This window comes from Psychrobacillus faecigallinarum (assembly GCF_014836595.1).
In the GTDB taxonomy this organism is placed as follows: domain Bacteria; phylum Bacillota; class Bacilli; order Bacillales_A; family Planococcaceae; genus Psychrobacillus; species Psychrobacillus faecigallinarum.
This window is the reverse complement of record NZ_JACSQO010000009.1, coordinates 37309-63598: the sequence shown is the minus strand read 5'-3', so window position 1 is coordinate 63598 and position 26290 is coordinate 37309. Positions and strand designations below refer to the sequence as shown.

General features: G+C 35.9%; 31 protein-coding genes. 14 read left to right on the top strand and 17 right to left on the bottom strand.

Annotated features, from left to right (window positions below):
- Positions 1-263 precede the first annotated feature (263 nt).
- Positions 264-752, top strand: a complete 489-nt coding sequence (locus H9650_RS15725; protein ID WP_144539144.1) for an antibiotic biosynthesis monooxygenase family protein — start codon at positions 264-266, stop codon at positions 750-752.
- Positions 753-1411: 659 nt separating this feature from the next.
- Positions 1412-1684, top strand: coding sequence for a 2TM domain-containing protein (locus tag H9650_RS15720; RefSeq protein ID WP_144539146.1), 273 nt, complete (start codon positions 1412-1414; stop codon positions 1682-1684).
- Between the two features lie 351 nt (positions 1685-2035).
- On the opposite strand, the gene H9650_RS15715 is transcribed toward H9650_RS15720, so the two are convergent.
- Complete coding sequence (locus H9650_RS15715; protein WP_191697597.1) at positions 2036-3232, bottom strand: ABC transporter permease; 1197 nt, start codon at positions 3230-3232, stop codon at positions 2036-2038.
- Positions 3216-3965, bottom strand: coding sequence for an ABC transporter ATP-binding protein (locus H9650_RS15710; protein WP_191697596.1), 750 nt, complete (start codon positions 3963-3965; stop codon positions 3216-3218). The genes H9650_RS15715 and H9650_RS15710 overlap by 17 nt, the downstream gene beginning before the upstream one ends.
- 147 nt (positions 3966-4112) lie before the next feature.
- Here H9650_RS15710 and H9650_RS15705 point away from each other — a divergent pair, with 147 nt between their 5' ends.
- The 6 genes from H9650_RS15705 to H9650_RS20500 all read left to right on the top strand — a co-directional run bounded on the left by H9650_RS15705 (position 4113) and on the right by H9650_RS20500 (position 7387).
- Positions 4113-4541, top strand: coding sequence for an HIT family protein (locus H9650_RS15705; RefSeq protein WP_151113022.1), 429 nt, complete (start codon positions 4113-4115; stop codon positions 4539-4541).
- Between the two features lie 110 nt (positions 4542-4651).
- The gene (locus tag H9650_RS15700; protein WP_191697595.1) at positions 4652-5176 is read left to right on the top strand and encodes a tryptophan transporter; all 525 of its coding nucleotides are present in this window, start codon (positions 4652-4654) and stop codon (positions 5174-5176) included.
- A gap of 105 nt (positions 5177-5281) precedes the next feature.
- Positions 5282-5659 carry a YtxH domain-containing protein gene (locus H9650_RS15695; RefSeq protein WP_144541780.1) on the top strand — a complete coding sequence of 126 codons (378 nt, stop codon included), beginning with the start codon at positions 5282-5284 and terminating at the stop codon, positions 5657-5659.
- A 273-nt stretch (positions 5660-5932) separates the two neighbouring features.
- The gene (locus H9650_RS15690) at positions 5933-6466 is read left to right on the top strand and encodes an HTH-type transcriptional regulator Hpr (protein ID WP_144541778.1); all 534 of its coding nucleotides are present in this window, start codon (positions 5933-5935) and stop codon (positions 6464-6466) included.
- A 121-nt stretch (positions 6467-6587) separates the two neighbouring features.
- Positions 6588-7133: a DUF3267 domain-containing protein gene (locus H9650_RS15685; RefSeq protein ID WP_144541776.1), complete on the top strand. Its 546-nt coding sequence runs from the start codon at positions 6588-6590 to the stop codon at positions 7131-7133.
- A gap of 68 nt (positions 7134-7201) precedes the next feature.
- Positions 7202-7387 (top strand): hypothetical protein, encoded by a 186-nt coding sequence (locus H9650_RS20500; RefSeq protein WP_090570160.1) that lies wholly within the window; start codon positions 7202-7204, stop codon positions 7385-7387.
- Between the two features lie 100 nt (positions 7388-7487).
- On the opposite strand, the gene H9650_RS15680 is transcribed toward H9650_RS20500, so the two are convergent.
- Entirely contained in the window at positions 7488-7601 is a 114-nt protein-coding gene (locus tag H9650_RS15680; protein WP_144541775.1) for a YjcZ family sporulation protein, read from the bottom strand.
- A 139-nt stretch (positions 7602-7740) separates the two neighbouring features.
- Here H9650_RS15680 and H9650_RS15675 point away from each other — a divergent pair, with 139 nt between their 5' ends.
- Complete coding sequence (locus H9650_RS15675; RefSeq protein ID WP_144541773.1) at positions 7741-8676, top strand: peptidylprolyl isomerase; 936 nt, start codon at positions 7741-7743, stop codon at positions 8674-8676.
- Positions 8677-8943: 267 nt separating this feature from the next.
- On the opposite strand, the gene yhaM is transcribed toward H9650_RS15675, so the two are convergent.
- The 6 genes from yhaM to H9650_RS15645 form a co-directional block, all read right to left on the bottom strand.
- The gene (gene yhaM, locus H9650_RS15670) at positions 8944-9882 is read right to left on the bottom strand and encodes a 3'-5' exoribonuclease YhaM (RefSeq protein ID WP_144541771.1); all 939 of its coding nucleotides are present in this window, start codon (positions 9880-9882) and stop codon (positions 8944-8946) included.
- The gene (locus H9650_RS15665; protein ID WP_191697594.1) at positions 9879-12596 is read right to left on the bottom strand and encodes an ATP-binding protein; all 2718 of its coding nucleotides are present in this window, start codon (positions 12594-12596) and stop codon (positions 9879-9881) included. Before H9650_RS15665 ends, yhaM begins: the two co-directional genes overlap by 4 nt.
- 3 nt (positions 12597-12599) lie before the next feature.
- Positions 12600-13805: a metallophosphoesterase family protein gene (locus H9650_RS15660; RefSeq protein WP_191697593.1), complete on the bottom strand. Its 1206-nt coding sequence runs from the start codon at positions 13803-13805 to the stop codon at positions 12600-12602.
- A gap of 90 nt (positions 13806-13895) precedes the next feature.
- The gene (locus tag H9650_RS15655) at positions 13896-14084 is read right to left on the bottom strand and encodes a hypothetical protein (protein WP_151113016.1); all 189 of its coding nucleotides are present in this window, start codon (positions 14082-14084) and stop codon (positions 13896-13898) included.
- 17 nt (positions 14085-14101) lie between these two features.
- Entirely contained in the window at positions 14102-14413 is a 312-nt protein-coding gene (locus H9650_RS15650) for a DUF3796 domain-containing protein (protein WP_191697592.1), read from the bottom strand.
- The gene (locus tag H9650_RS15645) at positions 14414-14614 is read right to left on the bottom strand and encodes a helix-turn-helix transcriptional regulator (RefSeq protein WP_144541761.1); all 201 of its coding nucleotides are present in this window, start codon (positions 14612-14614) and stop codon (positions 14414-14416) included. It abuts the gene before it with no gap.
- Between the two features lie 139 nt (positions 14615-14753).
- Between H9650_RS15645 and H9650_RS15640 the strand changes: the two genes are divergently transcribed.
- Positions 14754-14939: a YhzD family protein gene (locus tag H9650_RS15640; protein ID WP_144541759.1), complete on the top strand. Its 186-nt coding sequence runs from the start codon at positions 14754-14756 to the stop codon at positions 14937-14939.
- A 45-nt stretch (positions 14940-14984) separates the two neighbouring features.
- Here the strand turns inward: H9650_RS15640 and H9650_RS15635 are convergent, their stop codons facing one another.
- The 6 genes from H9650_RS15635 to H9650_RS15610 all read right to left on the bottom strand — a co-directional run bounded on the left by H9650_RS15635 (position 14985) and on the right by H9650_RS15610 (position 20128).
- Positions 14985-16001 carry an anti-sigma factor gene (locus tag H9650_RS15635; protein ID WP_191697591.1) on the bottom strand — a complete coding sequence of 339 codons (1017 nt, stop codon included), beginning with the start codon at positions 15999-16001 and terminating at the stop codon, positions 14985-14987.
- Positions 15988-16542, bottom strand: a complete 555-nt coding sequence (locus H9650_RS15630) for a sigma-70 family RNA polymerase sigma factor (RefSeq protein ID WP_154310050.1) — start codon at positions 16540-16542, stop codon at positions 15988-15990. The genes H9650_RS15635 and H9650_RS15630 overlap by 14 nt, the downstream gene beginning before the upstream one ends.
- A gap of 704 nt (positions 16543-17246) precedes the next feature.
- A complete protein-coding gene (locus H9650_RS15625) occupies positions 17247-18026 on the bottom strand; it encodes an enoyl-CoA hydratase (protein WP_191697590.1) in 780 nt (259 codons plus the stop codon).
- Positions 18027-18144: 118 nt separating this feature from the next.
- Positions 18145-18489 (bottom strand): YlbF family regulator, encoded by a 345-nt coding sequence (locus H9650_RS15620; protein ID WP_151113008.1) that lies wholly within the window; start codon positions 18487-18489, stop codon positions 18145-18147.
- Between the two features lie 41 nt (positions 18490-18530).
- Positions 18531-19673 (bottom strand): DUF445 domain-containing protein, encoded by a 1143-nt coding sequence (locus H9650_RS15615; RefSeq protein ID WP_191697589.1) that lies wholly within the window; start codon positions 19671-19673, stop codon positions 18531-18533.
- A 65-nt stretch (positions 19674-19738) separates the two neighbouring features.
- The gene (locus H9650_RS15610) at positions 19739-20128 is read right to left on the bottom strand and encodes a ferritin-like domain-containing protein (protein ID WP_144541749.1); all 390 of its coding nucleotides are present in this window, start codon (positions 20126-20128) and stop codon (positions 19739-19741) included.
- A 73-nt stretch (positions 20129-20201) separates the two neighbouring features.
- Between H9650_RS15610 and H9650_RS15605 the strand changes: the two genes are divergently transcribed.
- Positions 20202-20405, top strand: a complete 204-nt coding sequence (locus H9650_RS15605) for a YheE family protein (protein ID WP_144541784.1) — start codon at positions 20202-20204, stop codon at positions 20403-20405.
- Positions 20406-20517: 112 nt separating this feature from the next.
- On the opposite strand, the gene H9650_RS15600 is transcribed toward H9650_RS15605, so the two are convergent.
- Both H9650_RS15600 and H9650_RS15595 read right to left on the bottom strand, forming a co-directional pair.
- Positions 20518-21693, bottom strand: a complete 1176-nt coding sequence (locus tag H9650_RS15600) for a M20 family metallopeptidase (RefSeq protein WP_191697588.1) — start codon at positions 21691-21693, stop codon at positions 20518-20520.
- 33 nt (positions 21694-21726) lie between these two features.
- Positions 21727-23145 (bottom strand): YfcC family protein, encoded by a 1419-nt coding sequence (locus tag H9650_RS15595; protein ID WP_154310048.1) that lies wholly within the window; start codon positions 23143-23145, stop codon positions 21727-21729.
- A 601-nt stretch (positions 23146-23746) separates the two neighbouring features.
- Here H9650_RS15595 and H9650_RS15590 point away from each other — a divergent pair.
- From H9650_RS15590 to H9650_RS15580, 3 genes are all read left to right on the top strand, one after another.
- Positions 23747-24385, top strand: coding sequence for a GntR family transcriptional regulator (locus H9650_RS15590; protein WP_144541743.1), 639 nt, complete (start codon positions 23747-23749; stop codon positions 24383-24385).
- Between the two features lie 802 nt (positions 24386-25187).
- The gene (locus H9650_RS15585; protein WP_144541741.1) at positions 25188-25445 is read left to right on the top strand and encodes a hypothetical protein; all 258 of its coding nucleotides are present in this window, start codon (positions 25188-25190) and stop codon (positions 25443-25445) included.
- Positions 25446-25519: 74 nt separating this feature from the next.
- On the top strand, positions 25520-26287 hold the full coding sequence (locus H9650_RS15580; RefSeq protein WP_144541739.1) for a gluconate 2-dehydrogenase subunit 3 family protein: 768 nt from the start codon (positions 25520-25522) through the stop codon (positions 26285-26287).
- Positions 26288-26290: the final 3 nt, after the last annotated feature.

Below are 26290 nucleotides of genomic sequence, written 5' to 3'. Positions count from 1 at the left end.
ATTTTAGACCTAATGTTTTTACGATGAATTCTCTTCATACTTTACTACAATGTAAAAAAAAAATCTTTTTAATTGCTTTGATAACGATTACATCCCGTTTCAAATATACGATTCAACTATAGACGTTTCTTTAATTAATGTATAGTTATATACGGTAATTGTCATAAATTTGTCCTGATTTCAAACCTTACTTTGAAATGAAAGTTTTTAAATTTGCAAAATTGGGGAAAAGTATAAATACAAAATATTTAGGAGGAAATTATATGAAATTATACATGACATCTGGAACACCTGAATTCATGCAATCCATTAAAGATAAAAATCCAAAAGAGGATTTGTATATTTTACATGGTGCAGGAAACTCTGTCCTCATACAAGAAACATCTGGAAAGTCCGTCTTCCAAGTCCCTCGTGTTTATGAAATTTTAGAAACGCTCGGTAATTTTAGTGAGAATGGCTACTTTGTCCTTCAGCATGTACCAGTATCGGACGAAGGTAAGTCTATTTTTGAGTACCAATATACAAATTTATCCCCTACAGTGCAATCAAATCCCGGTTTTATAGCATTAAGAGTGCTAAAGCCTTTAAAATCAGACACGTACATCATTTTATCAGAATGGACAGGAGCAAGCAGCTACGAAACATGGGAAAAATCAGTTACTCTAGACTTCACAAGCGTAGCAGATAAGCAACAGCTTTTCACAAGCGCCCCATATAAATCTACCTATCGTTCCAAATCAGAGGAAGAGTAATAAACGATTAGGCAAATTAATGAGAAGGCGAGTACTTATAGAAGTTTTTATTTAGGTGGTAACTAGCATTATTAGTTTACCACCTAAGTAATTAGCGTTTCCTTATATAAATCTTTAACAACAAGATAATAGTCTATATTCCACACATTGTCCTACACAGTTTAACTTAAGCTCCCGAGTTCCAAGAATTCCGGTCCTTAAAGAATCTATGAATAGTAATTACCATTATATATCTTGCTAGTAAGCTGAGTAGCTTCATTAATTACGTAATTTGCATATACTTTTCAGCATAAGCTGATATTTCCTCGGACTACAAAGTCTCAATTTTATTAGCAGTTTGTTCATTTCTCATTCTTTTCACTCCGAACTTTGAGTTATAAAATTTTTTTATTTTTATCATAGATTTATACCCCCATATCAAACTGTTCGGGTAATAATTGACATTAAGTAAAGTATTCCTACTTTTAATATAGAAGAGATTATATAGAAGTAGATGGGAGGAAAATACATAGCCATACCTCCCCGATAAAGATCATACTGATTCCCCCACAGTTGTATATTTACGAGAATATATAATTTTTAAAAATCCATTTTAATATTTGGTATTTATGGTAAATTTAAATTAGGTATAAATATGCAGTAATGGAGGAAATGAGAAAATGGAACAAGATGAGATTTATCTACGAGCTAAAAAGAAGGTAGAGAATTTAAAATCGTTTTATATTCATTTAACGGTCTATGTACTAGTTAACCTAATGCTCTTTTTGATAAATATAATATCTGACCCAAGTTATTTATGGTTTTTATATCCTCTTGGAGGTTGGGGAATAGGTGTTGCTATACATGGTTTTACAACTCTTTCCCTTGGGAAGCTAGGAGCAGAGTGGGAAGAACGTAAGATTAAAGAGTATATAGAGAAAGATAAAATCTGAAACCTATGTTTTTAAGACATGTAAGTTTAGGTAGTTTTAAATTTTTTGAAATTAACCAACTTTTAATTTGTAAATGATTACATTAAAACTGGCTGTGTTCTTTAAAGAAAGCGAAATACAATGAGCTTGGAAATATACATTTTCCAGCTCATTGTATTTTTATTTCCTACATAATTACAAACACCCATTTTATTAAAGTGAAGTTTCTCTATCTTAAGCTGTCTGCTGTTCATCCTCAACTTGTTACTAATAAGGAATCTAGTAAAAAAATATAAACAAAAAAAACCCGCAATTGTTAGTTTGGTGTCTAACATTTACGGGGCAGTATACTCAATTACTTGAGGTTTTAATTTAAATTTTAGTCATACGTAAAGTCACTTCTGATATTCCTAGCACTGCTACTGGTATTAAGAACATTACAGAAGCATAATCACCTTGGATTAAAACACCTATTAAAACAGCAACCGCCTGAATTAACTGAAGGAATCGAATCATACGAGCTACTGCATGCTTTCTTGCATCCTTTTCAATAGGAAACAATAGGTCCATTCTAAACTCATGTCCAGACAATAAAGCGTGCTTTATCTGAATAACGGTAGCAAACGCAAGGGCAGCCGCAAATATAATAGACACGATTGGGAATGGGATGAATATAGCTCCAATCATTGCAAGCCCAGTTAAACGCAGCCATAAATAGAAGAAGTCATTTGTACGGATGAAAGTTCTCATAACTAGGTAAAGCTGTGTATTCCTTTGTCCATATCCGGCAAGTTTATAGAATGCATCTAACCATTTTCTTCTTTTCGTCATTCCGCGGATGTGCGGAACATCTGTAAAGTAATTAGCAAATCGATAGAATCTCATCATACGAGATTGCTCGACTACAATAAAATGCTCGAAAGGAAATGGAACTTCTTTTTTCTTTTTAACCCATGCCATTGTGTAAACGAATTGCACAATAACTACTAAAATCATAAATAAATAGCTTCCATTCAATAGGAAGTACAATGATACCAATATTAGTAGGAAGCGAAGAAAACGATCTCCCCATACTCCTCTTCCATTTGAAGCCCAACGAAAGTTGAATTCAGTATGGATACTCCAATACTTGAATATTAATAAAAAAATTAATAGAGCAATGATTTCTTCCTTTGTACTACCTGCCACTCTTGTCAATAAAGGTATAGCAACGACAAATGCTGCTAGGGTGACAAATATTGAGGAGAAATAAGTCCATCGAAGAGCAAGTCGTATGTACTCCCCTAACTTGGTCTCCAATGGTAAAAAGTACACGCTGTCCGCATTTTTCAAAAGTGTAACCGGCGTGCTTAATGTAACTAAGATGCTTAATATTAAAGCTACAACCAAATATGCGGGAAAATCCTTAGGAGCTGAGTTTAGCCATTCGCTATACGTATAACCTAAAGCGCCAATTGCAAATACGATGACAATAGCCAAATGACCAGAAACAATAAACTTCAAATATTTCTGCAGCTCATTTATATAGAAAACAAATCGTTTACTCCATACCTCACGCAAATTGTTCATCTTGTTGTTCCTTTGTCATTTCAATATAAAGATCATCTAAAGTTGCATGAGGCATTTTAAATGCTGCTCGTAAATCTGTCATAGTCCCTTGTGCACGAATTTTCCCGTTATGCAAAAGAAGAATACGATCGCAGTATCTTTCGGCAGTTGATAATATGTGAGTGGACATTAGAACAGAAGCGCCCTCGTCCTTTCTTGACTTCATCTGATCAAGCAACGACTGAATTCCTAGGGGATCTAACCCAACAAAAGGCTCGTCAATAATATACAAGGATGGGCTAACTAAAAATGCACACATAATCATTACTTTTTGTCGCATCCCTTTTGAGAAATGGGTTGGAAACCAGTTCAACCTTTTTTCCATTCTAAACTCTTTTAATAGAGATGCTTTTCTTACCTCAAATACGTCCTTATCTAAATTATAGGCCATTGCTGTAAGCTCTAAATGCTCATTTAACGTTAGCTCGTCATACAACACTGGGGTTTCAGGAATATAAGAAAAAGAAGAGCGATAAAGTGCTGGGTCATCCTTTAATGATTTACCATTAAGTAGAATTTCCCCTTTTGCAGCATTCATTGTTCCAATTATATGTTTGATTGTTGTACTCTTCCCTGCTCCATTTAATCCGATTAATCCAACTAATTCCCCTTTATTAATGGAAAAGTCTAAATCATGTAATACAGGCTTTCTTGTGTATCCTCCTGTTACATTTTTTACTTCTAATACAGTCATTTCTACACCTCTATTCTTCTTATTTATAATTTTACCAAAGCCTGCCTTAAAAATCTCCTTTCAATTTCAATCAATGTTTAGAAAAGAAAAACAAACTTGTCCTATTATATGTTAAACTCATCCTAACAATGAATAGGAGGTTTTTTCATGACTAACTGTATTTTTTGTAAAATAATTGATGGTTCCATTCCAAGTGCAAAAATTTATGAGGATGAGTATGTCTATGCTTTTATGGATATTATGCCCTTAACTAAAGGACATACTTTAATTATTCCTAAAAGTCACAAGGAAAATGTATATGACTTAAGTGAAGAAGAGGCAAGCAACTTGTTTAAGGTAGTCCCAAAAATCGCGACTGTATTGAAGGATACATTCGGACCCGTTGGGATGAACTTATTAAATAATAACGGTGCCCCAGCTGGGCAAAGCGTCTTCCATTTTCACTTGCATTTCATTCCACGCTACGATCAAACAGACGGACTGAAGCTTACTTGGAACACAAAAGAAAAAACTTATTCATCAGAAATGATTCAAGAGTTAGCCAAAGAACTATCAGATAAATTAATGTCCAACTAATTGCTTTTATAAGGAAAAAGCCTTACAATCATAAATAAGATTCTTGCTAACGATCATGAGGATACGTTAGAAGAACCAAATAGTTGAGAAAAGTTGAGGAGAGATGAGAAATGAATACGAAAAATCTTGTGCTAATGTCGTTGCTAGTCGGTGTGGGAGCTGTGCTTTATATTATTATTCCAGGTTTTAATGGGGGTATGAAGCCAGATTTTATGTTGACGATGATGTTTATTGGAATATTATTATTCCCAGAAATTAAAAATGTCTTTTTACTAGGGCTATCTACAGGAATTATATCGGGATTGTTTTCTACCTTCCCTGGAGGATTTGTTCCTAATATTATTGACAAGTTAATAACTGCTTTAGTTTTCTTCGGATTAGTGATATTACTTAAAAAGTTAGCAAACAAATTAGCGACTGCAATTGTTTTAACGTGTATTGGAACATTAGTCTCTGGTACTGTATTCCTATCTACTGCTATATTCATCTTCAATGCAGGCGCAGTCTTTACAGAACTTTTCGTAATTGTCGTTTTACCAGCGGTCTTTATAAACGGTATAGCGTTTTTTATCATTTATCCGATTGTCGGAAAACTTGTAAGACGCTCCAATTTTAAGACAGCACTTACTATTTAAATACCAAAAGCTTTCCTTTTACAAGGAAAGCTTTTTTTGTATTCAATATTATGTTTTAATAATGGAAAGGAAAGGAATAATATATACATATAAGGAGTGATTTGAATGAAAGTATCACAATTATTAATTGGTGTAGCTCTTGGAGCATTAACAGGTGCTACGACCGTACTTTTATCCACCCCTAAAAGTGGTACAGAAGTTAGGGAAAATATTAAAACCGTATCTGCCGATTACAAAGAAAAGCTCTCTGATATTAACGATCAGCTACGTAAAGTAAAAGTATCCATACAAAGCTTAAAGGCAGAATCACAGGTAATGATTCCAAGAACAGTAAAGGACGTAAAAGAAAGCGTCGAAAAGTGGCAAAATGGTACACTGCCTCTCCAGCAACAACTACAAAATGAAATTTCTTCTATCCAATCAGCTATTGAACAGCTTGAGCAAGCACTTCCTAAGAAAAATGAGGTTGCAGAAACCCGCTAAACAGAAGTATGCATTTAGTCTTTTAGATTAAAGGCATACTTTTTTTAAAAGAATATGGAGGTGCTTTCCCCTCCTTTTTTCATTTTTCTCTGTTGTAAGCATAGGAAGATCTTTTTTAATAGATTGTTCGGCATTGCGAAATCGTATTTCTCTTTGTCTCTTTCTATATTAAATTATTATAAAATTAATAATATTTTTAAATATTTTATTTCAACTTCCTTACTTTATTGCTATAATGTGTAAAGATTATAACTCAGAAAGAAGGCATACGAGATGACTGATCAATTTTATACGATGAAGGAAGCAATGCTATATAGTCAGCGAATAGCTCAACTTTCAAAAGCTCTTTGGAAGGCAGTCGAAAAAGATTGGCAAACTTGGATTAAGCCCTATGATCTAAATATTAATGAGCATCATATTTTATGGATTTCTTATCACCTTAAAGGCGCTACTATTTCCGATGTTGCAAAATTTGGAGTAATGCATGTGTCTACTGCCTTTAACTTTTCCAAAAAGCTAGAGGAAAGAGGATTACTTTCTTTTTCTAAACGAGATACGGACAAGCGTAACACATACGTAGATGTAACTGAAAAAGGTCAGCAGCTTTTAGAGGAAATGTATGAAAATTATCATGAAACTCCTCATTCTGTTATTGAAGGCTCTCGTCCTGTAAAGGATCTTTATGGAAGGTTCCCAGAGTTCATGGATGTGATGGCTGTAATCCGAAATATATATGGCGACGATTTTATGGAGATATTTGAGCGTTCTATTCAGAACATTGATGATTCTTTTACTAAGGCAGAATAGCGTTAAACCAGCAATGTAAGCGCTCTATAAATTTTAATATTTATTAAGCTTGTATTTTTTATAGAAACATCGTATTGTATGTATCTGAAATATAATTTATTTTATAGGAGATGCATCTATCTTGCATTGCTGGAAAACCATTAATGTCAAAAAACAATACGGCATGGAGCGTTTATTTCTTCTATCATCTATTATGGTAATTGCCGTTTTTTCTATCGCATATGCCTTACTAGGAATTATAAATGATTCTCATAAATCTGATGACTTCTTTTGGCTATTCGCTATTGGGGTATTAATGGTTTATCCGCTTCATAAAATAATTCATTTTATTCCATTGTTTACAATTCGAAATAATATTAAAGTTACCGTAAAGAGACGGTATGGTATTCTTCCAATCGTTTCTATTAGAGTGTGCGATCCAATCAATAAAAATAGATTTTTATTTTCATTAATTGCTCCTTTTATATTTATCAATTCTGCTATTTTAATAGGGGCATTGCTAGCACCAACCTTTGCACATTATTTTACGATGCTCTTTGCCTATCACTGCGGAATGTGTTTTATAGACTTAATTTATGTAAAGAATTTAAGCAAGTCACCTAAAAGTGCATTTATTGAAGAAACTGACGCTGGTTATCAAATTTTAGTAGCTGTTTCGAATTATTAGCAATATGTTACACTTGTAACTACTACTCCTTATTTGATATGCTTAGTGTATATGAAGGGAGTTTAGACATGATTATATTTACTTTAGTTCTATTCTCGGCATTTTACTTGCTACAAATTAATCGAATGACTTATGCGCTTGTAATGTCAAAAGAAATCCCAGAAGAAAAACATCCTAAGATTTTTAGAACCATTAATATATTAATTACGATTCTTCTTGTATCTTTCTATGTTGAGTTGGTTTACGCAGTTTAAGAGAAAAATTGACCCAAATCATTAAAATGATTGGGTCATTTCTTATTTCTGAAAGAAATATAGACCAAGATCGCCTAAGCGATCTCAGTTCTTGATTTCGTTAGTAGATGAATGCAGCGCCAACGATAATCAAAAGAATAAACAGAACTACTAATAAAGCGAAGCCTGAACCTGATCCATAGCCACCGCCATAGTTGTTATATTGTCCACCCATTTAGAACACCTCCCTTTTCTAATTTATCCTATGCTGTGGTTTCAAAATATGGTAGGCAAATGAACGGGAACTATTTTTGTTTTTGTTTCGTTTATGTTATAGTTACACTTGCAACATGATGAAGTTAGGAGAGATTTCCATGAAAAAAACAGTTTTATCATTAACATTAGCAGCATCTGTTCTTGCATTAGGAGCATGTAGCAATGATTCTGCTGATAGCAGCGAAGTAATTGCAACATCTAAAGTAGGCGACATCACACAAAATGATTTATATGAAGAAATGAAAGCTTCCATTGGAGAACAAGCTTTCCAACTTCTTATGATTGAAAAAGTACTTGACTCTAAGTACGATGTTACCGATAAACAAGTAGACGCTCAGCTAAAAGCTGATAAAGAACAGCTAGGAGAAAATTTTGAAACGTTGCTAGCTCAACAAGGATACACAGAAGAATCATACAAAAAATATTTACGCCTTAATCTTTTACAAGAAGCTGCTATGATCGAAGATGTAAAGGTTTCTGAAGATGAAATTAAAGCGGAATATGAAAATACCAAAAACGAAGTTAATGCTCGCCACGTGCTTGTAGAAGATGAAGAAACAGCTAAAAAAGTTAAAGCTGAATTAGATTCTGGTAAAGAATTTGCTGAAGTTGCAAAAGCTTACTCTACAGAACCTGCTGCACAAGAAAGCGGCGGAGAGCTTGGATGGTTCGGTAAAGGTGCTATGGACGCAGAATTTGAAAAAGCAGCATTTGCTTTAGAGCCTAATGTAATTAGTGAACCAGTTAAATCTAGCTTTGGCTACCATATTATCGAAGTAACGGACAAGCGTGAAGTTAAAGAATCATATGAAGACAAAAAAGCTGAAATAGAGAAAAACTTGAAGCTTGAAAAAGCAGACCAATCTGCATTACTACCAAAAATCGCTAAGCTATTAAAGGATGCTAAAATTGATATCAAGGATAAAGATTTAGAAGCTGCCCTTGATGAATTTTTAAATGCTGGTGAAGCTGCCGATACTACAGATGAATCAAAAACAAAAGACGATGCTTCTACTGAAAAAAGCGAAAAATAATTCAAACTAGCAGGATTAACTATTTTGCTATAAGGGATCGCGGCTCATGCCGTGATCCCTTTTTTATATCTATAAACATGAAAACGTTAAACCTATAAAACATCTTGTACACATAACCCACGGAAGTATGGAGGTTTCTCTTTCGGGGACATCTCCATTTGCCCTCAAGACCTTGGAACTTATGCTAAACATCACTATTAATAATCATTTGGAGCTTTTTTTCAATAAAAAAATCGTAAAGGCCTTGCATGGCCTCTACGATTTTCTTTATTCAAAAGTAGGCTTATAGAAAGAACGATTTTCTAATGGGAATAAACGCTCTGTAAATTCTCCCGGATTCGTTTTATCCAATGCTCGATTAAGCATATTCATCTTAGCATCAATATTATCAATATAATGCAGTATTTCTGCTTCACGCACCATCGGTCGCTTCGGACTACCCCACTCTTCTTTTCCATGATGAGAAAGCACCATATGTTGAAGTAGCATTACTTCCTCTCCATCAATTTGAAGCTCCTCTGCTGCTTTTGATATTTCATTCACCATAATCGTAATATGTCCTAACAGGTTACCTTCAACTGTGTACGTAGTAGCTACTGGCCCCGATAGTTCTAATACCTTCCCTATATCATGTAAGATGATTCCTGCATAAAGAAGATCTTTGTTTAATGTTGGGTAAAGGTCGCATAGGGATTTTCCAAGCTTTAGCATAGAAACGACATGATCAATTAAACCAGAAGCATAATCATGATGGTTTTTAGTAGCTGCTGGATAAGTCATAAACGCTGTTTGATGTTTTTTTAGTAAATGGCGCGTTACTCGTTGTATCAAAGGATTTTTCATCTCGAAGAAAAATTGTAGTAATTCCTCCATCAATTCTTCTTTTGACTTTTCTGCTGATGGAACTAAATCGTGAATGGTTATCGTCTCATCTGCTTTAACAGGTCGAATACTCTTTACACGTAGCTGAAACTTTCCACGATAATCTTGTATTTCTCCCCCAACGCGCACTATTTGACTAGCAGCATATTGTTTTTCATGCTCCTCGTTGGTATCCCATAGCTTGGCCTCGATATCTCCACTTTTATCCTGCAGTACAAGTGACATAAATGGTTTTCCAACTGTTGTAACACCTTTAGTTGATTGTTTAATCAGTAAGAAATGATCGACAGGATCTCCTACTCGTAGCTGTGTAATTCCCTTCATCTCAAAACCCCTCCACTTCCAACTTGTAATGTCGCTACCTCTATTATATGAGCCTCATTCCAACTAAGACGCATATGCTCATGACATGTAAAATACAATAGTTGATGTTCATCTTGTAGCTCTTGCATTAATTGTACCACTTGTTTTAATCGGTTTCGATCGAAATGTACAAAAGGATCATCCAGAATAATAGGAAAAGAAATTTTATTCTTTAACGAAACTGCTAAGGAAATTCTTAAGGCAATATATGCCTGCTCCTTTGTGGCCTGACTTAGCTCTGCTATCTTAAATCGTTCTCCGCTAGGCTTGACTGCTTCGAAAAGACCGTCAGGCGTAAACTCTAACTGCTCGTAGGATTCGTTAGTTAATATCCGAAAATAGCATTTTGCTTTTTCAAGAACCTCCGGAAGTCTTTCTTCTTTTAGTTGTAACAATGTCTGTTTAATAGCTTCTGTCACTGTTTTATAAGCAGCCCATTTTTTAACTAGCTCATACAGCTCGGATTTTTTTTCTTCTAATTCTTGTAATTTTTCACTTTGCTTCTCATTTTCGAGCAAGCGACTCGTTTCATATAGCAATGATGCCTTTTCCTCTAAAAGAACCTGACTTTTTTCTTTCATCTCATTTAGAGCTTTTCTAGCTGTTTCTTCAAAGCCTTCCTCAAAATCATCGATACCTACTTGACTATCGCCTAATTGTATCCTAACTTGCTCTAATTCTCTTTCTAATGTAGCTCTCTTTTGAGACACTAAATGAGCTTGATAATAATCACTTTCTGTTGTAACCCCAGTCTCTTGGAAAAGCAATGTCATCTGTTGATCCTGAGCTTTTAATAACAATTGTAGCTCCTTAAGCTTTTCCTTGAGTTTCGTTATTTTATTTATAGTCGTCTGCTCTTCCTCTAACTTCTTCTTTTCTGATAAATAAATTTCACGTAGTTGGTGGAATAAAAGGTCATCTGCTAACTGGAAGTTCGTCAAATGTTGAGCACGATTTTTCAAGTCTCGCAAGCTTCTGCTTACTTCCTCTAACTTACCTTCCATTTGGTCCAGTTGAATTTGGTAATCCTGAATCATTCTTAAACGATTAAACAGGTCCGTTAATAAATTAGGAGAAAGCTCCTCATTAATATGATATTTCTTTAAAAATACAGAAACTCTTTGTTTCAGGTCCCTCTTCCTCTGTTCTATTTCTATTATTGTTTCTTCTAGCTGAGTAATTTGTTCAGTGAGTCCGCTTAGCTCGTTTTCTAGTAAGCTTGTATATTGACGGACATCATTCTCTTTATTCAGCCCTCTAACGAGCAATTTAAAGCCTCCATAGACAACAACACTAATAATAATTGCAAGGAGAGCAATAAACCAATTGGAGGCAAGAAAGCTAAAGATAACCCCAATAACTAATATAAATCCTATTACCGAAAATAAGATACCCGTTGCGTTACCTTGGCCACTAGATGATGACCGAGAGCGTTTCGATTCCTGTATCTTTTTTTGTAGCTGCTCCGAATCCTGTTTCTTCAGATTCAGTAAACGGCTTTCTTGCTGATGCTGGTGGTCTAGTTGCTCTTGTTCTTGAAGCATTGTCACGAGCCGATCCTCTTGCTGCATAGACATATCTGCGTCAATAATACTGACTAAACTTTTTTCCCACTCCATGCCAATTAGGCTAAGCTGTTGCATTTGTTGCTGTAGAGTTTTGTTCTGTTCTTCCTCTAACTGAACTCGCTTGGCACGTAACTGATGCCAATGAGATTCCTGACTCAAAAATCCCTGAATTTCATTCAGCTTCTCTGGTGAAATTGTTTCAGTAGCATGAACCGTTAGCTGCAACTCCTGGTTTAGTTGTTCTGCAGCAATTTGTGTATTTGTCTGCTTATCCTTAATAGCCTCATAGCGGCGAATCCCTTCCGGTGGAAATAATTGTATTGGAAGCTTATCCAACTCCTCGATAAGCTCGATTTCAGCTATTTTTAGTGGCTTTAATTGTTTCCAACGAGAATAATTCTGTAGTTGCCCCGCCAGCTCCTTCTCACGCTCTATCATTTCACTTAAGAGCTGCTCTATTTCATTTAGACGCTGGATAGATGGCTCGTATTTCTCCACCTGTTCCATTTGCTCCTTCCACCCAGATTCAAGCTGCCTTAACTCTTCCAATTTTTGATTGATGAGTGGCTTTCTACCAGTCGGCTTGTAGAGCTCTCCCATTTCTTTTGCAAACTGATTTTCCACATTGGATAACGTATCCATTCCTGTTGTTCCAGAGGAGAGTAGTGTACGAGTCAGCTCTTCCTCTGTCATTTTTTCAAAGCCCTGTAACTGAAGCAGAGAAAATGAAAAAATAGCTTCAAAATCTACTCGACTGTAGGAATGAAGTATAGTGGAAAGCTCCTTTTCTCCTCCACGAGTACCATCCTCGAAAAATAAGGTGACATCTCCACTCGCCTTCCCTTTTACCCTCTCAATCACGACTCTCTTACCTTCATCTGATTGGATTTGTATCTTCCCGCCATAAGTGGTGTTGCTTCTTGGCTCATACCTAAGGAGCTGTGCATTTCGCTGTGGGAATCCAAAAAGAATATGCAGTATAAACTGCTGAATCGTAGACTTTCCTGCTTCATTCTCCCCAAAGAATACATTTATCCCCTTATGAAGTTCCACTTCTATATTTTCATGCTTTCCAAAACCGTATATATGGAGCTTTTCTATTTTCATATGTTACACTCCCCTCGTTACAGCCTTGTTCAGTAATTGCTTAGATTCCATTTTTACCTCTTCAATAAAATCCTCATCTATGCTTGGAAGGTAGCGACTGCCTTTTGGATGCTGATATAACTCCTTCACAGCCAGCTTCCAATGTGTAAAGTCCCACTCTTCCCATATATCCGTCAACATCAGCGTTTCATTGAGTTGGTTAATAGGTAAGTCAATAACTAAATCCTTAAGGATGATAAAGGGATTTTGCTGATCCATAGATTCCTGAAAGATGGCTAGCCATTCCTCCCTCGAGGATGTATCAAGCATTTCAAAGGTCTCTTCTGTAATTTCGGTTAGCGTTAATTCTATAATGGCGTTTCCATTGCTTTCCACATAATCTTTTAGCTGGTGTTCTACCCGACTAATCAATTCATTGGCGTGGACAATATCCTTACAGGAAACCTCTAGCTGATCGTAGATAAACATACTACAAGGGATAAATTGCAGGTCTGTATTGTTCTTTGTCAGAGTTACCTCATAGAAACCTTTCAGCCCTCTTTCATTGCGATGTCTGCTTTGTATATTGCCAGGATAGACGATTGCTGGATCCATATGTAAAACCTGTCGCTTATGTATATGCCCAAGCGCCCAGTAGTCATACCCCTTCCCGATTAAATCACTTTGACGAAACGGCGCATAGACATCATGCTCTTTATTTCCTTCTAAACTTCCATGTAGCATTCCTATATGAAAGTCCTGACCATTTGCCTTTGGGAAATAGGTATGCATTGCTTCTCGAATATGGCGTTCCTTATAGCTAAAACTAGAAATGTGTACAGTCTCGCCTTTAACATTAAGTGTTTTTGTTTCTACATCTCGTCCAAATACCTCTACGTTCTCTGGCATCTGAAAACGAACCCAGCTTCCACTCAAATGATCATGGTTTCCATGACAAATAAAAACCGGTATTCCGCCTTCTCCAAGAGCTTCCATTCCCTTTTGAAACAAATGCTGAGCTCGCAGACTACGATTTTCTCCATCATAAATATCACCGGCTATTAAAACAAAGTCCGGCTTAGTTGCCAAAGCATGCTGAATAACATTATTAAAGGCATGAAATGTACTTTCTCTAATTTCCTGCCATCTATTTTTAGGGATAGATGATAATCCTTTAAAGGGGCTGTCTAAATGTAAATCTGCCACATGTAAAAACCGAATAGCTGCCATTCTACTACACCTCACTAAAAACAGAATATTTGTTCTTATTTTATCATATAGAAAAGGCTATACACAAATAAATGTGTAATAGCCCTTTTTTTATTTCTTTTCCATTTGTATTTGTACTAGAGATGTAACTAAACCAGTTATCCCTGCCGTTAACCCTGCTGGTAGGCTAAATAGGAAGTAATACCACTGTCCTGTATATAGAGAGATTCCTAAGAAAATTAATGGTAAACCGATTAAAGCAAAAATTGATGCCACTAGTGCCCACTTAGCTTTAGTCATGATTTATTCCTCCTTTGCTAGTTTTTCTTTTCCGCTACTGCAGCACCTATTCCATAAGAGACGATGTGTGTAATCCAGAGGCCAGTCATAATAAAAAATGATAATCCGGGCCCCTCCACAATGATGACAATCATCCATGCTACTAATAAGGCTGATGTTGTGACTTTCCAAGAATAAGATCTTGCAGTTGAATGCACTTGATTATACCGTTCATCAAATAATCTTTTCTTCTTTCCGACTCTACGAAAAATAAAAAAAGTAATCCCCATGATTGCTATCGCCGCTGGCAATCCAATTAAAAACGTAAACCAATCAAATTCTCCACTCATTTAATCTTCCCCTTCGTAAATGAAAATGTCTTCTATATGGCATTGAAACAATTTGGAAAGCTTAAAAGCCAAATTAATAGATGGATTATACTTTCCTTTTTCTAAAGAAATTATAGTTTGCCGGGACACCTCTAACTTTTCCGATAATTCATCCTGGGTCATCCCTAGTTCCATTCGTTTATCCCGAACATAATTTTTCACTGTTACCCTCCTTTTTAGTAAAGCTAACTTTACGTAAAGTATACTTTACTTATTAAATAAATGTCAAGCAGACTTTACTTTTATTTTTTAATTTTTGTTGTATAATGAATTTTAAGAATACATAAGGGGTGTATGATACATGAAAGCATACAAATTCACAGCATTTGAACCAACAGGGGAACTAATCGTCGAGGAAACATGGAATTATGAAAACGACGACGAAGCAAAGAAACAAGGGGAAGAAGCAATACACGAAAAAGGCTATGGAAACAAAACACATCGCTTAGTTAACAGCTCCGGCAAGCTTATATTGTTTCATGTGTAATATAAAAAGGGACTTAACCCGATATAACGGTTTAAGTCCCTTTTCCTATTCTTCGATCCAATTCCACGGCTTAATTTCCCCTAGCTGAACACTATGAATGCCCTCTAGCTCTTTAAGCTTCCGTAATTCCTTCACTGGACCTGTCACAACTGCTCCGTAAGCTTGGAATCCTTCTTTTTGAAGATAATCATATCTTTCTTGAAGATATGCTGTTCCTAGTAATGTTTCCGCTAGGTTTTTATCTTTGTCGAGCATCATTTTCATATTCCTAAGCATTGCTGATTGGCTTTCCTTGACTGAATGATTGTTTAAAATGCTAGTTGAATAATTGATATTAAAGTCTGCATCTACTTTTTTAAATCCTGATAATCCCCAGGGTTTTGCTAATGAGATATCGTTTTCACTGCCACTCCAGCCGCCTTCAATGGAATTCTTTAATTCTCCCATATAAATTGGCATCCACAAAACATCTATTTGATAAGGAGAAACTAATTCTAATAATTCCTCTGGAGAGTAGTAATCGTTTATGGAAAAAGCTAGTTGAGCCACATTTCCTTCATGTATTTGCTCTAACTGATTCCACACATTAGGTGTTTGTGTTTCGTCTAACTTCTCATTCGTTACAGGATTATAGGGCAAAGAAAAATTAAAGCCCTTGTCACTATTATAGGGAAAATACTCATTAACAGTAGTGGTGCTATAAGCGTCTATAAGAGGTTTATTTAGGCTAACCTTTGTTATAGCAAACTCCTCTTTACCTATTATTTTCAGCAAAGGGAAGTCAATCTTCTGTGTTAAAAAGGGAGTAATTTCATTTGTCCCACTTCTTGAATTAGTGGAGATATATCCTGGATAAGTCCAATCAACGGCTAATTTCTGATAAAATTCCGTCCGCTTACCTACGTTAGTAGCTTCATAAATGATTGATACTGAGATCATATAAACAGCATATACAAGAAAAATCCCTAAAAGCACACGAATGACATTGAAAGATAATTTCCATGAAAAACGTTTTTTATGCTTTTGTACAATTGCTTTTGCTTTATCATCATTCCATTCCATCTTTTCCACTCCTATCAAAATCCTTTCCAAGGCGATCTGCCAGCTGTTTAAATCTCTGTCTAGCCCGATGTATTGTTACTTTAACCTGATCTAATGTAATCTCTAATGTCTCTGCAATTTCTTCGTATGAAAATTCCTCATACTCTCTTAAATATAATATAGTCCGATAATTTTCCGGAAGGAGCAGTGATATATCTTGAATCTCACCGGATTTTTCTTGATTCAATAAATCCTCCTCTGGCACTCCATATGGGCTAACATATTCCTCGGAATTAGAGAGATAATCGTAGAGCGGTACCCACTTCCACCTCTTCCGTTTTCGCCATTCATCCATATATGTATTTCTAGCTACCTTATATAGCCAGCTTTTAACTTGCCTGCCGTCATATAAATCCAAGGACAAAGTCGCTCTATAAAAGGTCTCCTGAACAAGCTCTTCCGCAATCGAATCGGATCCCGTTAGTTTAAGTAAGTAGAAGTAGAGAGGCTTAGCATAAGCTAAATAGACTGTTTCTAAGTCATCTTTCCTTTGTTTCTTCACTTCCTTGCCTCCCTTCTAACCTAAAACGTTTGGACATGCATATTGTTACAGTCTAAATTAATTTATTTGTAAAATATATAGGTGTTGGGATTAAGTGGTGCGGATTTGATGGTTTTTTAGGGGAGCTTCTGCTTCATTTAGGAGACACTTTTCTACTTTTAGGAGCGACTTTTGATTATTTAGGGGCGGAAGTACACTTTAGGAGGCGCCTTTCACCCGTTTAGGGGTGGTTCCGCTCTCTTTAGGAGACACTTTTCTACTTTTAGGAGCGCCTTTTGATCGTTTAGGGGCGGAAGTACACTTTAGGTGCGCTTTCAACCCTTTTAGGGGCGATTCCTCTTCATTTAGGAGACACTTTTCTACTTTTAGGAGCGCCTTTTGATAATTTAGGGGCGGAAGTACACTTTACGGGCACTTTTCTCCCGTTTAGGGGCGGTTCCTCTTCATTTAGGAGACAATTTTCTACTTTTAGGAGCGCCTTTTGATGATTTAGGGGCGGAAATACACTTTACGGGCACTTTTCACCCGTTTAGGAGCGGGTTCGCTCACTTTAGGAGACACTATTCTACTTTTAGGAGCGCATTCGCATTTTTTACGAGCGTATGCTCACACATTCAACCGTTTAGCGGCGAAACATTTCCCCGAAACCAAGCTCTCCAATAAAAAAGAGCCAAGGTTAGTTAACCTCGACTCTTTCACACTCATTATTCTCCTTTAAACGTCGGTTTACGTTTTTCAACGAATGCTTGAATACCTTCTTTATGATCTGCTGTTTTACGCATTGCCGATTGACCTTTTGATTCTCCTTTTAAAATTGCTTGTAAGTCATGAATTTTGGATAAGTGTAAAATTTCTTTAGAGGTGATCATTGCTGCAACCGGTGATTCAATAAGTTTTTGTGCATAGGCTGCGGCTGTTGCATGACCAGCTCCGTCTGGTGCTACCTCGTCTACTAGTCCTAACTTTTGTGCTTCCTTGCCGTTAAACAATTGTCCGCTCCACATAAGTTGCTTTGCCTTTGGTATCCCTACTCGTTCTTTTAGGAAGAAGTGGCCCCCTCCATCAGGTATTAGTCCGATTCCTATGAAATTCATCGCTAGCTTACTATTTTCTTCAGCGATTATAATATCACAACCTAGTACCATACTAAATCCAAGACCTGCTGCAGCTCCATGAACGGAAGCAATGGTGATTTGAGGCAAAGTATAAAGGTTTAGTGCGATACGAGTTAAATAATCCATTGCTGCATCTATGTCTAAAGGATTTTCATCGTTTAGCATTGCTTTAATATCGCCACCAGCTGAAAAAGCACGACCCTCCCCTTTAATGATAAGGACTTGAATAGATTTATTTTCTTTTAAATCCTCCAATAACTCCGCTAATTCTTCCATCATAGTTTCATCCATTGCATTCATAGCATCTGGCCTATTTAAAGTTAATGTTGCAATACGACCCTCTTGTTCAAATAATAAAGTTTTATACATATTTAAATCCCCTTTGTGAATAGTCATTCATTTTTATAATTCGGCATTTATTCATATATTCCTTCTTTTTAAGCCAATAAAAAAAGCTCTAAGCCAAAGAGCTTAGAGCCTTTTCATTTTATATTCCTTCATACATTTCTTGGACAGGTTTAAGCAACACACGGTTAATCTCTTCGATCATCTGGCTAAGTGCCATTTCCGCTTGTAGCATATGGAATATTTTTTCATTTGTTTGAGCAAGCTGTGCTGTTTTTTGAGCATATTCGATCTCTTCACCAGAGATTTCCTCACCTTGCATTTGTTTCTCTTGTAAAGAAAGCTGAATTTTACGGAAGCTTTGAAATAAAGCAAGTGCTTCTGGGTCGGCCTTTACTGATTCTATTGCATCTTTTACGTTTGCGAATTGATCGGTCTGGCGAAGTGATGCCTCTAGTTTGTTAATGTCATCGTAAATGTTAATCATGTTTGTAAGCTCCTTTATTTAGGCATTGTCCTAGCCTTTTGTTAGCTAGTTAGAAATACAATTAGGCCTTGAATGATTCCTATAAGCCCCCCGAGCACACCACCGAGAACAGTAATCATTTTGAATTCTCTTTTGGAGATTCCAAGTACGATATCCTCTAATCGCGCTACTGGGAAAGAGTCAACTTGCTCTTTAACCATTTCCTCAAGCTTCATTTTACGTAATACTTCCTCTAGTTTTGCCTCTGCTTCGACAAAAGCAAAATTAGTTACTTTTGGTACCATTTGAGTCTCTAACCAATCTGAGGCACCAGGGAAGTAATGGTTTAAACTATAATTTAATCTTTCTTCAATTGCAAGTTGTTCCTTTAAGTATGCTTTTACATTGACCACCAATGGATCAAAATCAAAGCCTTCCATCATCTCAGCCAAAGGTCGGTCCTTAAGCTTTTCCCACTCATTTTGAACAATATTTTCAAGCATTACTTTTGTTCCTGGGGCACGAAGAAACTTTAATATTTCAGGCTGTACCTTCCCAGCAAGTGAAGAGGACTCTCCCATAAACATTTGAATCATGTTACCTAATGTTCCTTTGGTAGAAAGGAAATCATCAATCAGTTTCTTAACTGTACTTTTACCTTCATCTGATTGGAAAAATTCCTCGCCCTTTTGAAGAATATAGGAAACAATATCACCGACCTTGCTATCGGCCTTCAACTGCCAATCTAGTGGAGCAATTTGACGTATTGTTTCCTTTTCAAACTTTGTCCTAACCCGATTAAATTGTATATCAACCTGTTCTTCTATTTTTTCATTTACAAGAGAAGGCACAGATTCTATACCTGCAAGCTTTAGCCAATCGTCTATCGTCTTCTCTGACTGAAATATATTTTTATTAAGCTGTTTTACAATGAAATCATTAGCTTTCATTTTCATCGAATCATTGAAGTATTTCTTTTTAAAAATATCAGGTGTCAATAAATGCTTGATAACAGTAATTCCTAATTGTTTAGCAAGCTCATCCCGACGCTTTGGTATTAAGCCTGGAGTGAACGGTACTCTCCATGATCCTATATACTTTGCTTCATGAGGTCTGAAAAGCATTTTAATGGCGAGGTGATTTGTAACCGCTCCAATTGCTGCTCCAACGACTGCCATGAATATGATTGTCCATAAAAAACCCATCTATCTCACCTTTTTCCTCTAGCTTCTAGATTATTATAGCAGAGGAGTATGAAACACAAAAACAATTAGAGTGCATTGTACATCATTGAAAATCGGATTGCGTGCTCCGTCTCATCATGCATAGCGCAAAATAGAGGAGCATAGGCTTGTTGAATAGGAATTTGAAGCAGCATTTCCTTATATACTTCTGCTGTTTCCAATTCATCTTTCACAGACTGCTTGGCACAGGATTTTAAGTCTGTGCATGGGGGTACTTTTTGTAAGTTTTGAACAAAACTCCCTGTAAGCATATAATAGAGTTGTTGAAACATTTCGTAATGGCTTTTTTCATCCTCATAAACATGCTCGATGAATTCCTTCCAATACGGATCGTCTGTCAGCTTATACATATCCATATAATGATGATAATCAGCGTACTCGTTCTTGATTGCTTGTTCAAGCTTTTCAATAAACAATTAGATGCTCCTTCACTAGTCATTTATACTAGTATATGCGCGCAAATTCACTCACATGAAAGGTATGATTTCTTTGTTACAGCATTTCAGCTTTAAGCCACTCTATGAAAACAAACAACTACCTGGCTGGTCACTTTCTTTCTTCTACAAACAAAAAAGATATTCAGCAAACTACGAGCCAGATGGTTCTATTAAGTGGAATGGTGAGACACCATCTGATGAAGAAACAGTAAAAAAAATGATTCACGAGCTAATGCTCTTCCACGTATACGACTAAGAAAAGCACAAGCACCTATGTCTATTCCGAAATACAAAAGGGGAAAGTTAGGACTTCCTTTCTGGTCTATATAAAAGCCTATGCTTTTTATCGCATAGGCCTTTAATATGATTTATTTTTTGTCCGATTGTTCGAAAATTATTCCAATAAACATCTTTCCTATATCTATCATTGCACGCTCATCCACATCAAATTTAGGATGATGGTGTGGGTAAGTTGCCTTCAATTCCTCGTTACCACCGCCAATGATAAAATAGGCTCCCGGAATTTTTTGTTGATAGTAGGCATAATCCTCGCTGCCATTCATCGGTTTTCCTGGAATAATGTTTTGCTCTCCGACGACATAGCCTGCCACTTTCTCCACGCGTTTTGTTTCGGCTGGATCGTTGTAGATGGAAGGGCAATCCTTCACATATTTTAACTCATATGTAGCGTCAGCAGCCTCACATGTGCTTTTTACTATCTGTTCTAGTTTTTGCTCTATCATGACACGAACATCCTCATCATAGGTCCTAACTGTACCTTTGATAAAGGCAGTATCGGGAATAACATTGGTAGTGCTTCCACTTTGAAATGAACCTACTGTGATAGCTGCAGCCTTTAAAGGGTCGACTCTACGGCTTACTATTTGTTGTAAATTTACTACTAGCTGGCTCCCTGTCACTAAGGCGTCAATTGTTTCATGAGGAGAAGCGCCATGTCCTCCTTTCCCATGGATAGTTATATAAAAATCATCCTGGGCAGAGGAAGCATACCCCTCTATTACGCTAAACTTTCCATAGGGCTGCAATGACATTACATGTGCTCCATAGATAACATCCACACCATCCAAACAACCATCCTTAATCATATATTCGGCGCCGCCTGGGGTGACCTCCTCAGCAAATTGATGTAAGAAAACAACAATACCTGGAACCTCTTCTTTCCGCTCACTTAGTACCTTTGCTACACCTAAAAGAGCAGATGTATGAAGATCGTGCCCGCATGCATGCATAACTCCTGGTACCTTCGATTTGTATGCTACTTCTTTTTCGTCCTGAATTGGAAGAGCATCAAAGTCTGCTCTAAGTGCGATAGTTTTACCCGGTTTACCTCCCTTTAAAAAGCCTAAAACTCCTCTTCCGCCAACTTCAGTTCTAACCTCTAACCCTAGTTCTCTTAAGTAAGCAGCAATTTTTTTTGGTGTTTCTACCTCTTCATGAGAAAGCTCTGGATGCATATGTAAATCTCTTCGAAAATCAACTAACTCAGGATAAATTTCTACTAATCTATTAAATAGTTTTTCCATTTCTTAAACCTCCTAAATAACAAACGCACTGCATCAAGCTGGCCAAAAGAAAATATGTGCCACAGTTATAAATATTGCTCCCATTATAAATTGAATCAAAATTAGTGGCCATAGCCAGCGAACCCATTTACCGTAAGAAATCTTAGCCATCGCTAAGGCTGCCAATATAAGTCCGCTAGTTGGTGCGATAATATTCGTGATGCCATCTCCCATTTGGTAAGCTAATACAGCAGTTTGTCTGCTCACACCTAACAAATCTGAAAGAGGCGCCATAATCGGCATAGTTAATGCTGCTTGACCGCTCCCGGACGTAACAATAAGATTTAACACGGTCTGCATGATATACATACCGATTGCTGTTAAGCTTGAAGGAAATTTCTCTACTAAATTAGTAATTCCATATAAGATAGTATCAATGGTGTTACTATCGTTTAAAATGACTAATGCCCCGTAAGCAAAACCAACCACTAATGCCCCTACTACTATTTCTTCGCAGCCTCGAACAAAGGATTTAGTAATCTCATTAAAATTCAATCGATTAATTAAACCTATAACAATTGCCATTATCAAAAATAAAGCTGAAATCTCCGTTATAAACCATCCAAATTTTAATACTCCAAATGCCAGACCTATTAGTGTTAACACTAGAACCCCTATAATAATTCCCTGTGTTTTAGTAATTTTATCCTGTTGCATAGCTTCTATATCAATATTTCGGTTTTTGTCTTCCTCATACATAATACTCTTCGTTGGATCTTTCCTAATTTTATTTGCATAAATCATAACGTACCCAATGGATATAGCCATGAAAGCAACCCAAAAGCCTATACGCGGGCCCATTCCTGAAAAAATTGGAACCTCTGCAATTCCTTGAGCAACCCCTATTGTAAATGGGTTCATGAATGCTGCTGTAAAACCAGCAGATACGCCAACAATAACCATTGCTGCCCCTACAATTGAATCGAATCCCATAACTATTGCAATCGGTACTAAAATCATAATAAAGGGAAGTGCCTCTTCAAACATTCCTACAGCTGCCCCAGCAACTCCAAAAAACATCATCACTACCGGGATAATTAGCATTTCTTTCCCTTTCATTTTAGTAGACAAGGAACCAAATGCACCTTCAATTGCCTTGGACTCTCTAAATAGATTGAATGAGCCAGCCACCATAAAAATAAAGAAAATAATTGGAGCAGCTTGAACCATTCCTTTATGTATAGCATTAAATATATCTAAAAAACCTGCTGGACTTGAATCAATTGTTTGGTAAGAACCATCTACAACAATTGTCCGACCATCCGCATCCTCTACTCGGTCGTATTGCCCTGCTGGAATGAGGTAAGTTAAAGCAGCCATAATAATAACAACTGTAAACAGAATGACAAATGGATGTGGCGCTTCTCTAAATTTTTTCTTTTTAACCGATTCTTCTTTAATAACTGTGGTCATGTCTAATTCCCCTTTAATATAATTTAAATATTCGTTTCTTGAGTAAATGAGCAAAGTTTCTAAGATGGAATTCCAAAATTTTTTGGGGAATAAAGCGATATACATGTACCCATAGTGACAGAAATAATTTATATACTATCCCGTTGGGCAAAACTATTTTAGCCTTAAACCTAGTAAAAGATTTGATCATTTGCTTTTTATAAACTGACTGCAGCTAATCTAATCAAATCGCATCCCTCCTTTTTACACCAAAATTTTACCCTGATGAAATTATGTTATTTTTCAAATTGTACAGAAAATTTGTTTTTTAGTAAAATGAAAAAATTAGGAGATTCTCTAATCTAGTTAGGGCATTTGTTTAAAAAAACATGAACTCCATCAAGCAATAAATATCAAATAAATTCTCATGCTTGTATCTATTAGCCTCGAACAAACACCTTCTTGCATTACTTATAAAAGAAACCTTTCGTGTCAAAGCTACGTAACTCATCGCTATTCTAAAAAAGCAATTTGTAACGGAGGATGTAATATTATTCAAAAAAAATAAATTATAAAGTATAATAGATGTGTATTAATTAAATTAATTTCAAGGGGTTAAGATATGGTTTCCAACAAAATGAATGCACAAAAACTGGCTTATGAGTACATTCAAGAACGTATGCTGGATGGAACTTATAAAGGCGGCATGAAACTCGTAGAAGAACGTCTTGCAGAAGAGATCGGTGTTAGTCGCACACCCATTCGTGAAGCAATTAAAAGACTAGAGCAAGAAGGTTTAATTAAAAATAAACATATCTATAGTCCTACTGCACAAGATTTAATATACATATATGAGATGCGCATTGTACTAGAAAGTTTTGCAGCAAAAAGAGCAGCGAAAAATATGACAACAGAAAAGTTAATAGAACTCGAGAACACCATAAAGCAATCTCGTAATTCGCTTATGGAAGGGCAGTCAAAAAAAATATACACTTCAAACCAACGCTTTCATGAACTAATTATACATGAATGCCAAAATCCTTTAATGATTGAAAGATTAGAAAAAGCTCAGACAGTTTTCTATTTGTTTAGCCTAAAGCTTGATATATATAATCGTCCGCATTTAATAGATGAGCATGAAGAAATTTACAATGCGATTAAGAATAAGAATGAACAACTTGCCGGTGAACTCATGACCAAACATTTATATAAAGACATGAATTTCACACTAGAGATTATTGGCAGAAAAGGACAGTATTAGAGCGATTCAAACTATACGATTGAATCGCTCTAAATTTTTTTTAACAATAATATTTAAATACTTATCTTGATCGAATCGCTATTTAACTTCAAAAGGGTCTTCGAAAAAAGAAAGCTTTAATTGAGTGACTTGTTATTGATTGCTAAAATCAAATTGATCATTTGGTACATCTAATGTATGTCTGTTGCATTACTGTACCATTGCCAGTCCAAGTAATATTTGTAGTACTTTCTCGATAATTCACCTCTATCGCAATTCCTCTTACAGAGTCGATGTCTCTCTGTGAACTATTCTTCTACGGTAACCTATTCACATCATAGGATGCCAATAAACTCCATACCTAGCAAATGCGATAAATACAAATTTAAATCCCTTTAATAATTTTCTATAAAATCTCTTATTTATATTCACAGTATACTTCAATATATTTCAAGCAATAATCCCCATTGTAATAACCTTCAGAACCTCTTCTAAATTATCTATTCCCCTAAGAAAATGGCCATTGCAAAAAAAAGCTGAGCCATACTCTGGAAATGCGACCTTTACTGGAATAACTTAATTTATTGTCTCAGTTATTAAGAATAACTTTTTTTCTTCAAAACATTTCTTATTAACAATCAATTTGATGATCAAAAATAGTTAATGATTATATATCCTCATATGTATAATTTTTAATGTGTACAAACAACTAAAGATTGTAGTAGAATGAATAATGTTGTTTTGCATACAAAAAAGTTTATTTTGTATGCAAAAATATCTTTTTTAATTAGTGCTAATTATCGCATAAGAAAGGAGAATAAGTATGACGCAGTATAATTTAGAAGAATTGAGGTTGCTCAATCAAGTGCTACTTGCCCTTTTTCTCGTAGCTGATTTTGCACTTTTACTCTTTTTTTATAATAGTCCATTCCCTTGGTTTGCCCTAATAGGTTCTGGAATTGGTTTAGCCATCATTGTTTTTTGTTGGGCAGGAAGAAAATACACTATTTTTATAGCTTCATTACTTGTTTTTTCAGCTCTTCATACGATTGTTTATAATTGGAGCTCTATTGTGCATTAAAAGAAGAATAATTTTTGCACTTTTTTTATTTAATTAGTTAAATAAAAAATCATAAATTTATGGGAGGTATTATTATGTCAGAACAAGAAAATAAAAATTCCGTTTTAGACAAACGTTCTTCTAGACGTACGTTTATCAAAAATTCTGGTTTGACGGTTGGTGGTGTTGTTTTAGGTGGAGCTTTAGGAAGTCTTTTAATAAAAGATGATAAATCAACAACTACTGAAACTCATAATCACGCAGCAACGCCTACTGCTAATCCAAATGTAGCTCTAATGTTCTTCACGCCAAACCAATACCAAGTTACTCAAGCAGCTGTGGAACGTATTTTCCCTGAAGATGCAAATGGCCCTGGAGCCAAAGAACTGAACGCTGCTATTTATATTGATCACCAATTGGCTGGTCCATGGGGTTCTAACGTAAAAGATTATCGTTTAGGTGCTTTTTATAAAGCTGAAGAAAACCAAGGTCCACAAACGAAAATTCTACGTAAAGATCTATTTCTAGCTGGTTTAAATAGCTTAAACACCTATAGTAACGAACAATTTGAACTTGACTTTAAAGATTTAGAAGCTACTCAACAAGATGAAGTTCTTCTTGCTTTTAGTGAAGGTAAAGTTGAATTATACGGAAAAGTTTCTTCTTCCCAGTTTTTCAGTTTGCTACGTACATTAACTCTTGAGGGTGTATATGCAGACCCAATGTATGGTGGTAATAATAAAATGGAGGGCTGGAGTATGCGTAAGTATCCAGGTTCTCGTATGCAATACGTGGCTGAAATACAAGATGACAAATTTATCGAACTTGAACCACAAAGTTTAAATTCTCATATGGGACATTAATAA

Bases quoted from the DNA above. Each gene is read 5' to 3' on its own strand.
- H9650_RS15725 (WP_144539144.1), top strand. From the start codon at position 264: ATGAAATTATACATGACATCTGGAACACCTGAATTCATGCAATCCATT.
- H9650_RS15720 (WP_144539146.1), top strand. From the start codon at position 1,412: ATGGAACAAGATGAGATTTATCTACGAGCTAAAAAGAAGGTAGAGAAT.
- H9650_RS15715 (WP_191697597.1), bottom strand. From the start codon at position 3,232: ATGAACAATTTGCGTGAGGTATGGAGTAAACGATTTGTTTTCTATATA.
- H9650_RS15710 (WP_191697596.1), bottom strand. From the start codon at position 3,965: ATGACTGTATTAGAAGTAAAAAATGTAACAGGAGGATACACAAGAAAG.
- H9650_RS15705 (WP_151113022.1), top strand. From the start codon at position 4,113: ATGACTAACTGTATTTTTTGTAAAATAATTGATGGTTCCATTCCAAGT.
- H9650_RS15700 (WP_191697595.1), top strand. From the start codon at position 4,652: ATGAATACGAAAAATCTTGTGCTAATGTCGTTGCTAGTCGGTGTGGGA.
- H9650_RS15695 (WP_144541780.1), top strand. From the start codon at position 5,282: ATGAAAGTATCACAATTATTAATTGGTGTAGCTCTTGGAGCATTAACA.
- H9650_RS15690 (WP_144541778.1), top strand. From the start codon at position 5,933: ATGACTGATCAATTTTATACGATGAAGGAAGCAATGCTATATAGTCAG.
- H9650_RS20500 (WP_090570160.1), top strand. From the start codon at position 7,202: ATGATTATATTTACTTTAGTTCTATTCTCGGCATTTTACTTGCTACAA.
- H9650_RS15680 (WP_144541775.1), bottom strand. From the start codon at position 7,601: ATGGGTGGACAATATAACAACTATGGCGGTGGCTATGGATCAGGTTCA.
- H9650_RS15675 (WP_144541773.1), top strand. From the start codon at position 7,741: ATGAAAAAAACAGTTTTATCATTAACATTAGCAGCATCTGTTCTTGCA.
- yhaM (WP_144541771.1), bottom strand. From the start codon at position 9,882: ATGAAGGGAATTACACAGCTACGAGTAGGAGATCCTGTCGATCATTTC.
- H9650_RS15665 (WP_191697594.1), bottom strand. From the start codon at position 12,596: ATGAAAATAGAAAAGCTCCATATATACGGTTTTGGAAAGCATGAAAAT.
- H9650_RS15660 (WP_191697593.1), bottom strand. From the start codon at position 13,805: ATGGCAGCTATTCGGTTTTTACATGTGGCAGATTTACATTTAGACAGC.
- H9650_RS15655 (WP_151113016.1), bottom strand. From the start codon at position 14,084: ATGACTAAAGCTAAGTGGGCACTAGTGGCATCAATTTTTGCTTTAATC.
- H9650_RS15650 (WP_191697592.1), bottom strand. From the start codon at position 14,413: ATGAGTGGAGAATTTGATTGGTTTACGTTTTTAATTGGATTGCCAGCG.
- H9650_RS15640 (WP_144541759.1), top strand. From the start codon at position 14,754: ATGAAAGCATACAAATTCACAGCATTTGAACCAACAGGGGAACTAATC.
- H9650_RS15635 (WP_191697591.1), bottom strand. From the start codon at position 16,001: ATGGAATGGAATGATGATAAAGCAAAAGCAATTGTACAAAAGCATAAA.
- H9650_RS15625 (WP_191697590.1), bottom strand. From the start codon at position 18,026: ATGTATAAAACTTTATTATTTGAACAAGAGGGTCGTATTGCAACATTA.
- H9650_RS15620 (WP_151113008.1), bottom strand. From the start codon at position 18,489: ATGATTAACATTTACGATGACATTAACAAACTAGAGGCATCACTTCGC.
- H9650_RS15615 (WP_191697589.1), bottom strand. From the start codon at position 19,673: ATGGGTTTTTTATGGACAATCATATTCATGGCAGTCGTTGGAGCAGCA.
- H9650_RS15600 (WP_191697588.1), bottom strand. From the start codon at position 21,693: ATGGAAAAACTATTTAATAGATTAGTAGAAATTTATCCTGAGTTAGTT.
- H9650_RS15595 (WP_154310048.1), bottom strand. From the start codon at position 23,145: ATGACCACAGTTATTAAAGAAGAATCGGTTAAAAAGAAAAAATTTAGA.
- H9650_RS15590 (WP_144541743.1), top strand. From the start codon at position 23,747: ATGGTTTCCAACAAAATGAATGCACAAAAACTGGCTTATGAGTACATT.
- H9650_RS15585 (WP_144541741.1), top strand. From the start codon at position 25,188: ATGACGCAGTATAATTTAGAAGAATTGAGGTTGCTCAATCAAGTGCTA.
- H9650_RS15580 (WP_144541739.1), top strand. From the start codon at position 25,520: ATGTCAGAACAAGAAAATAAAAATTCCGTTTTAGACAAACGTTCTTCT.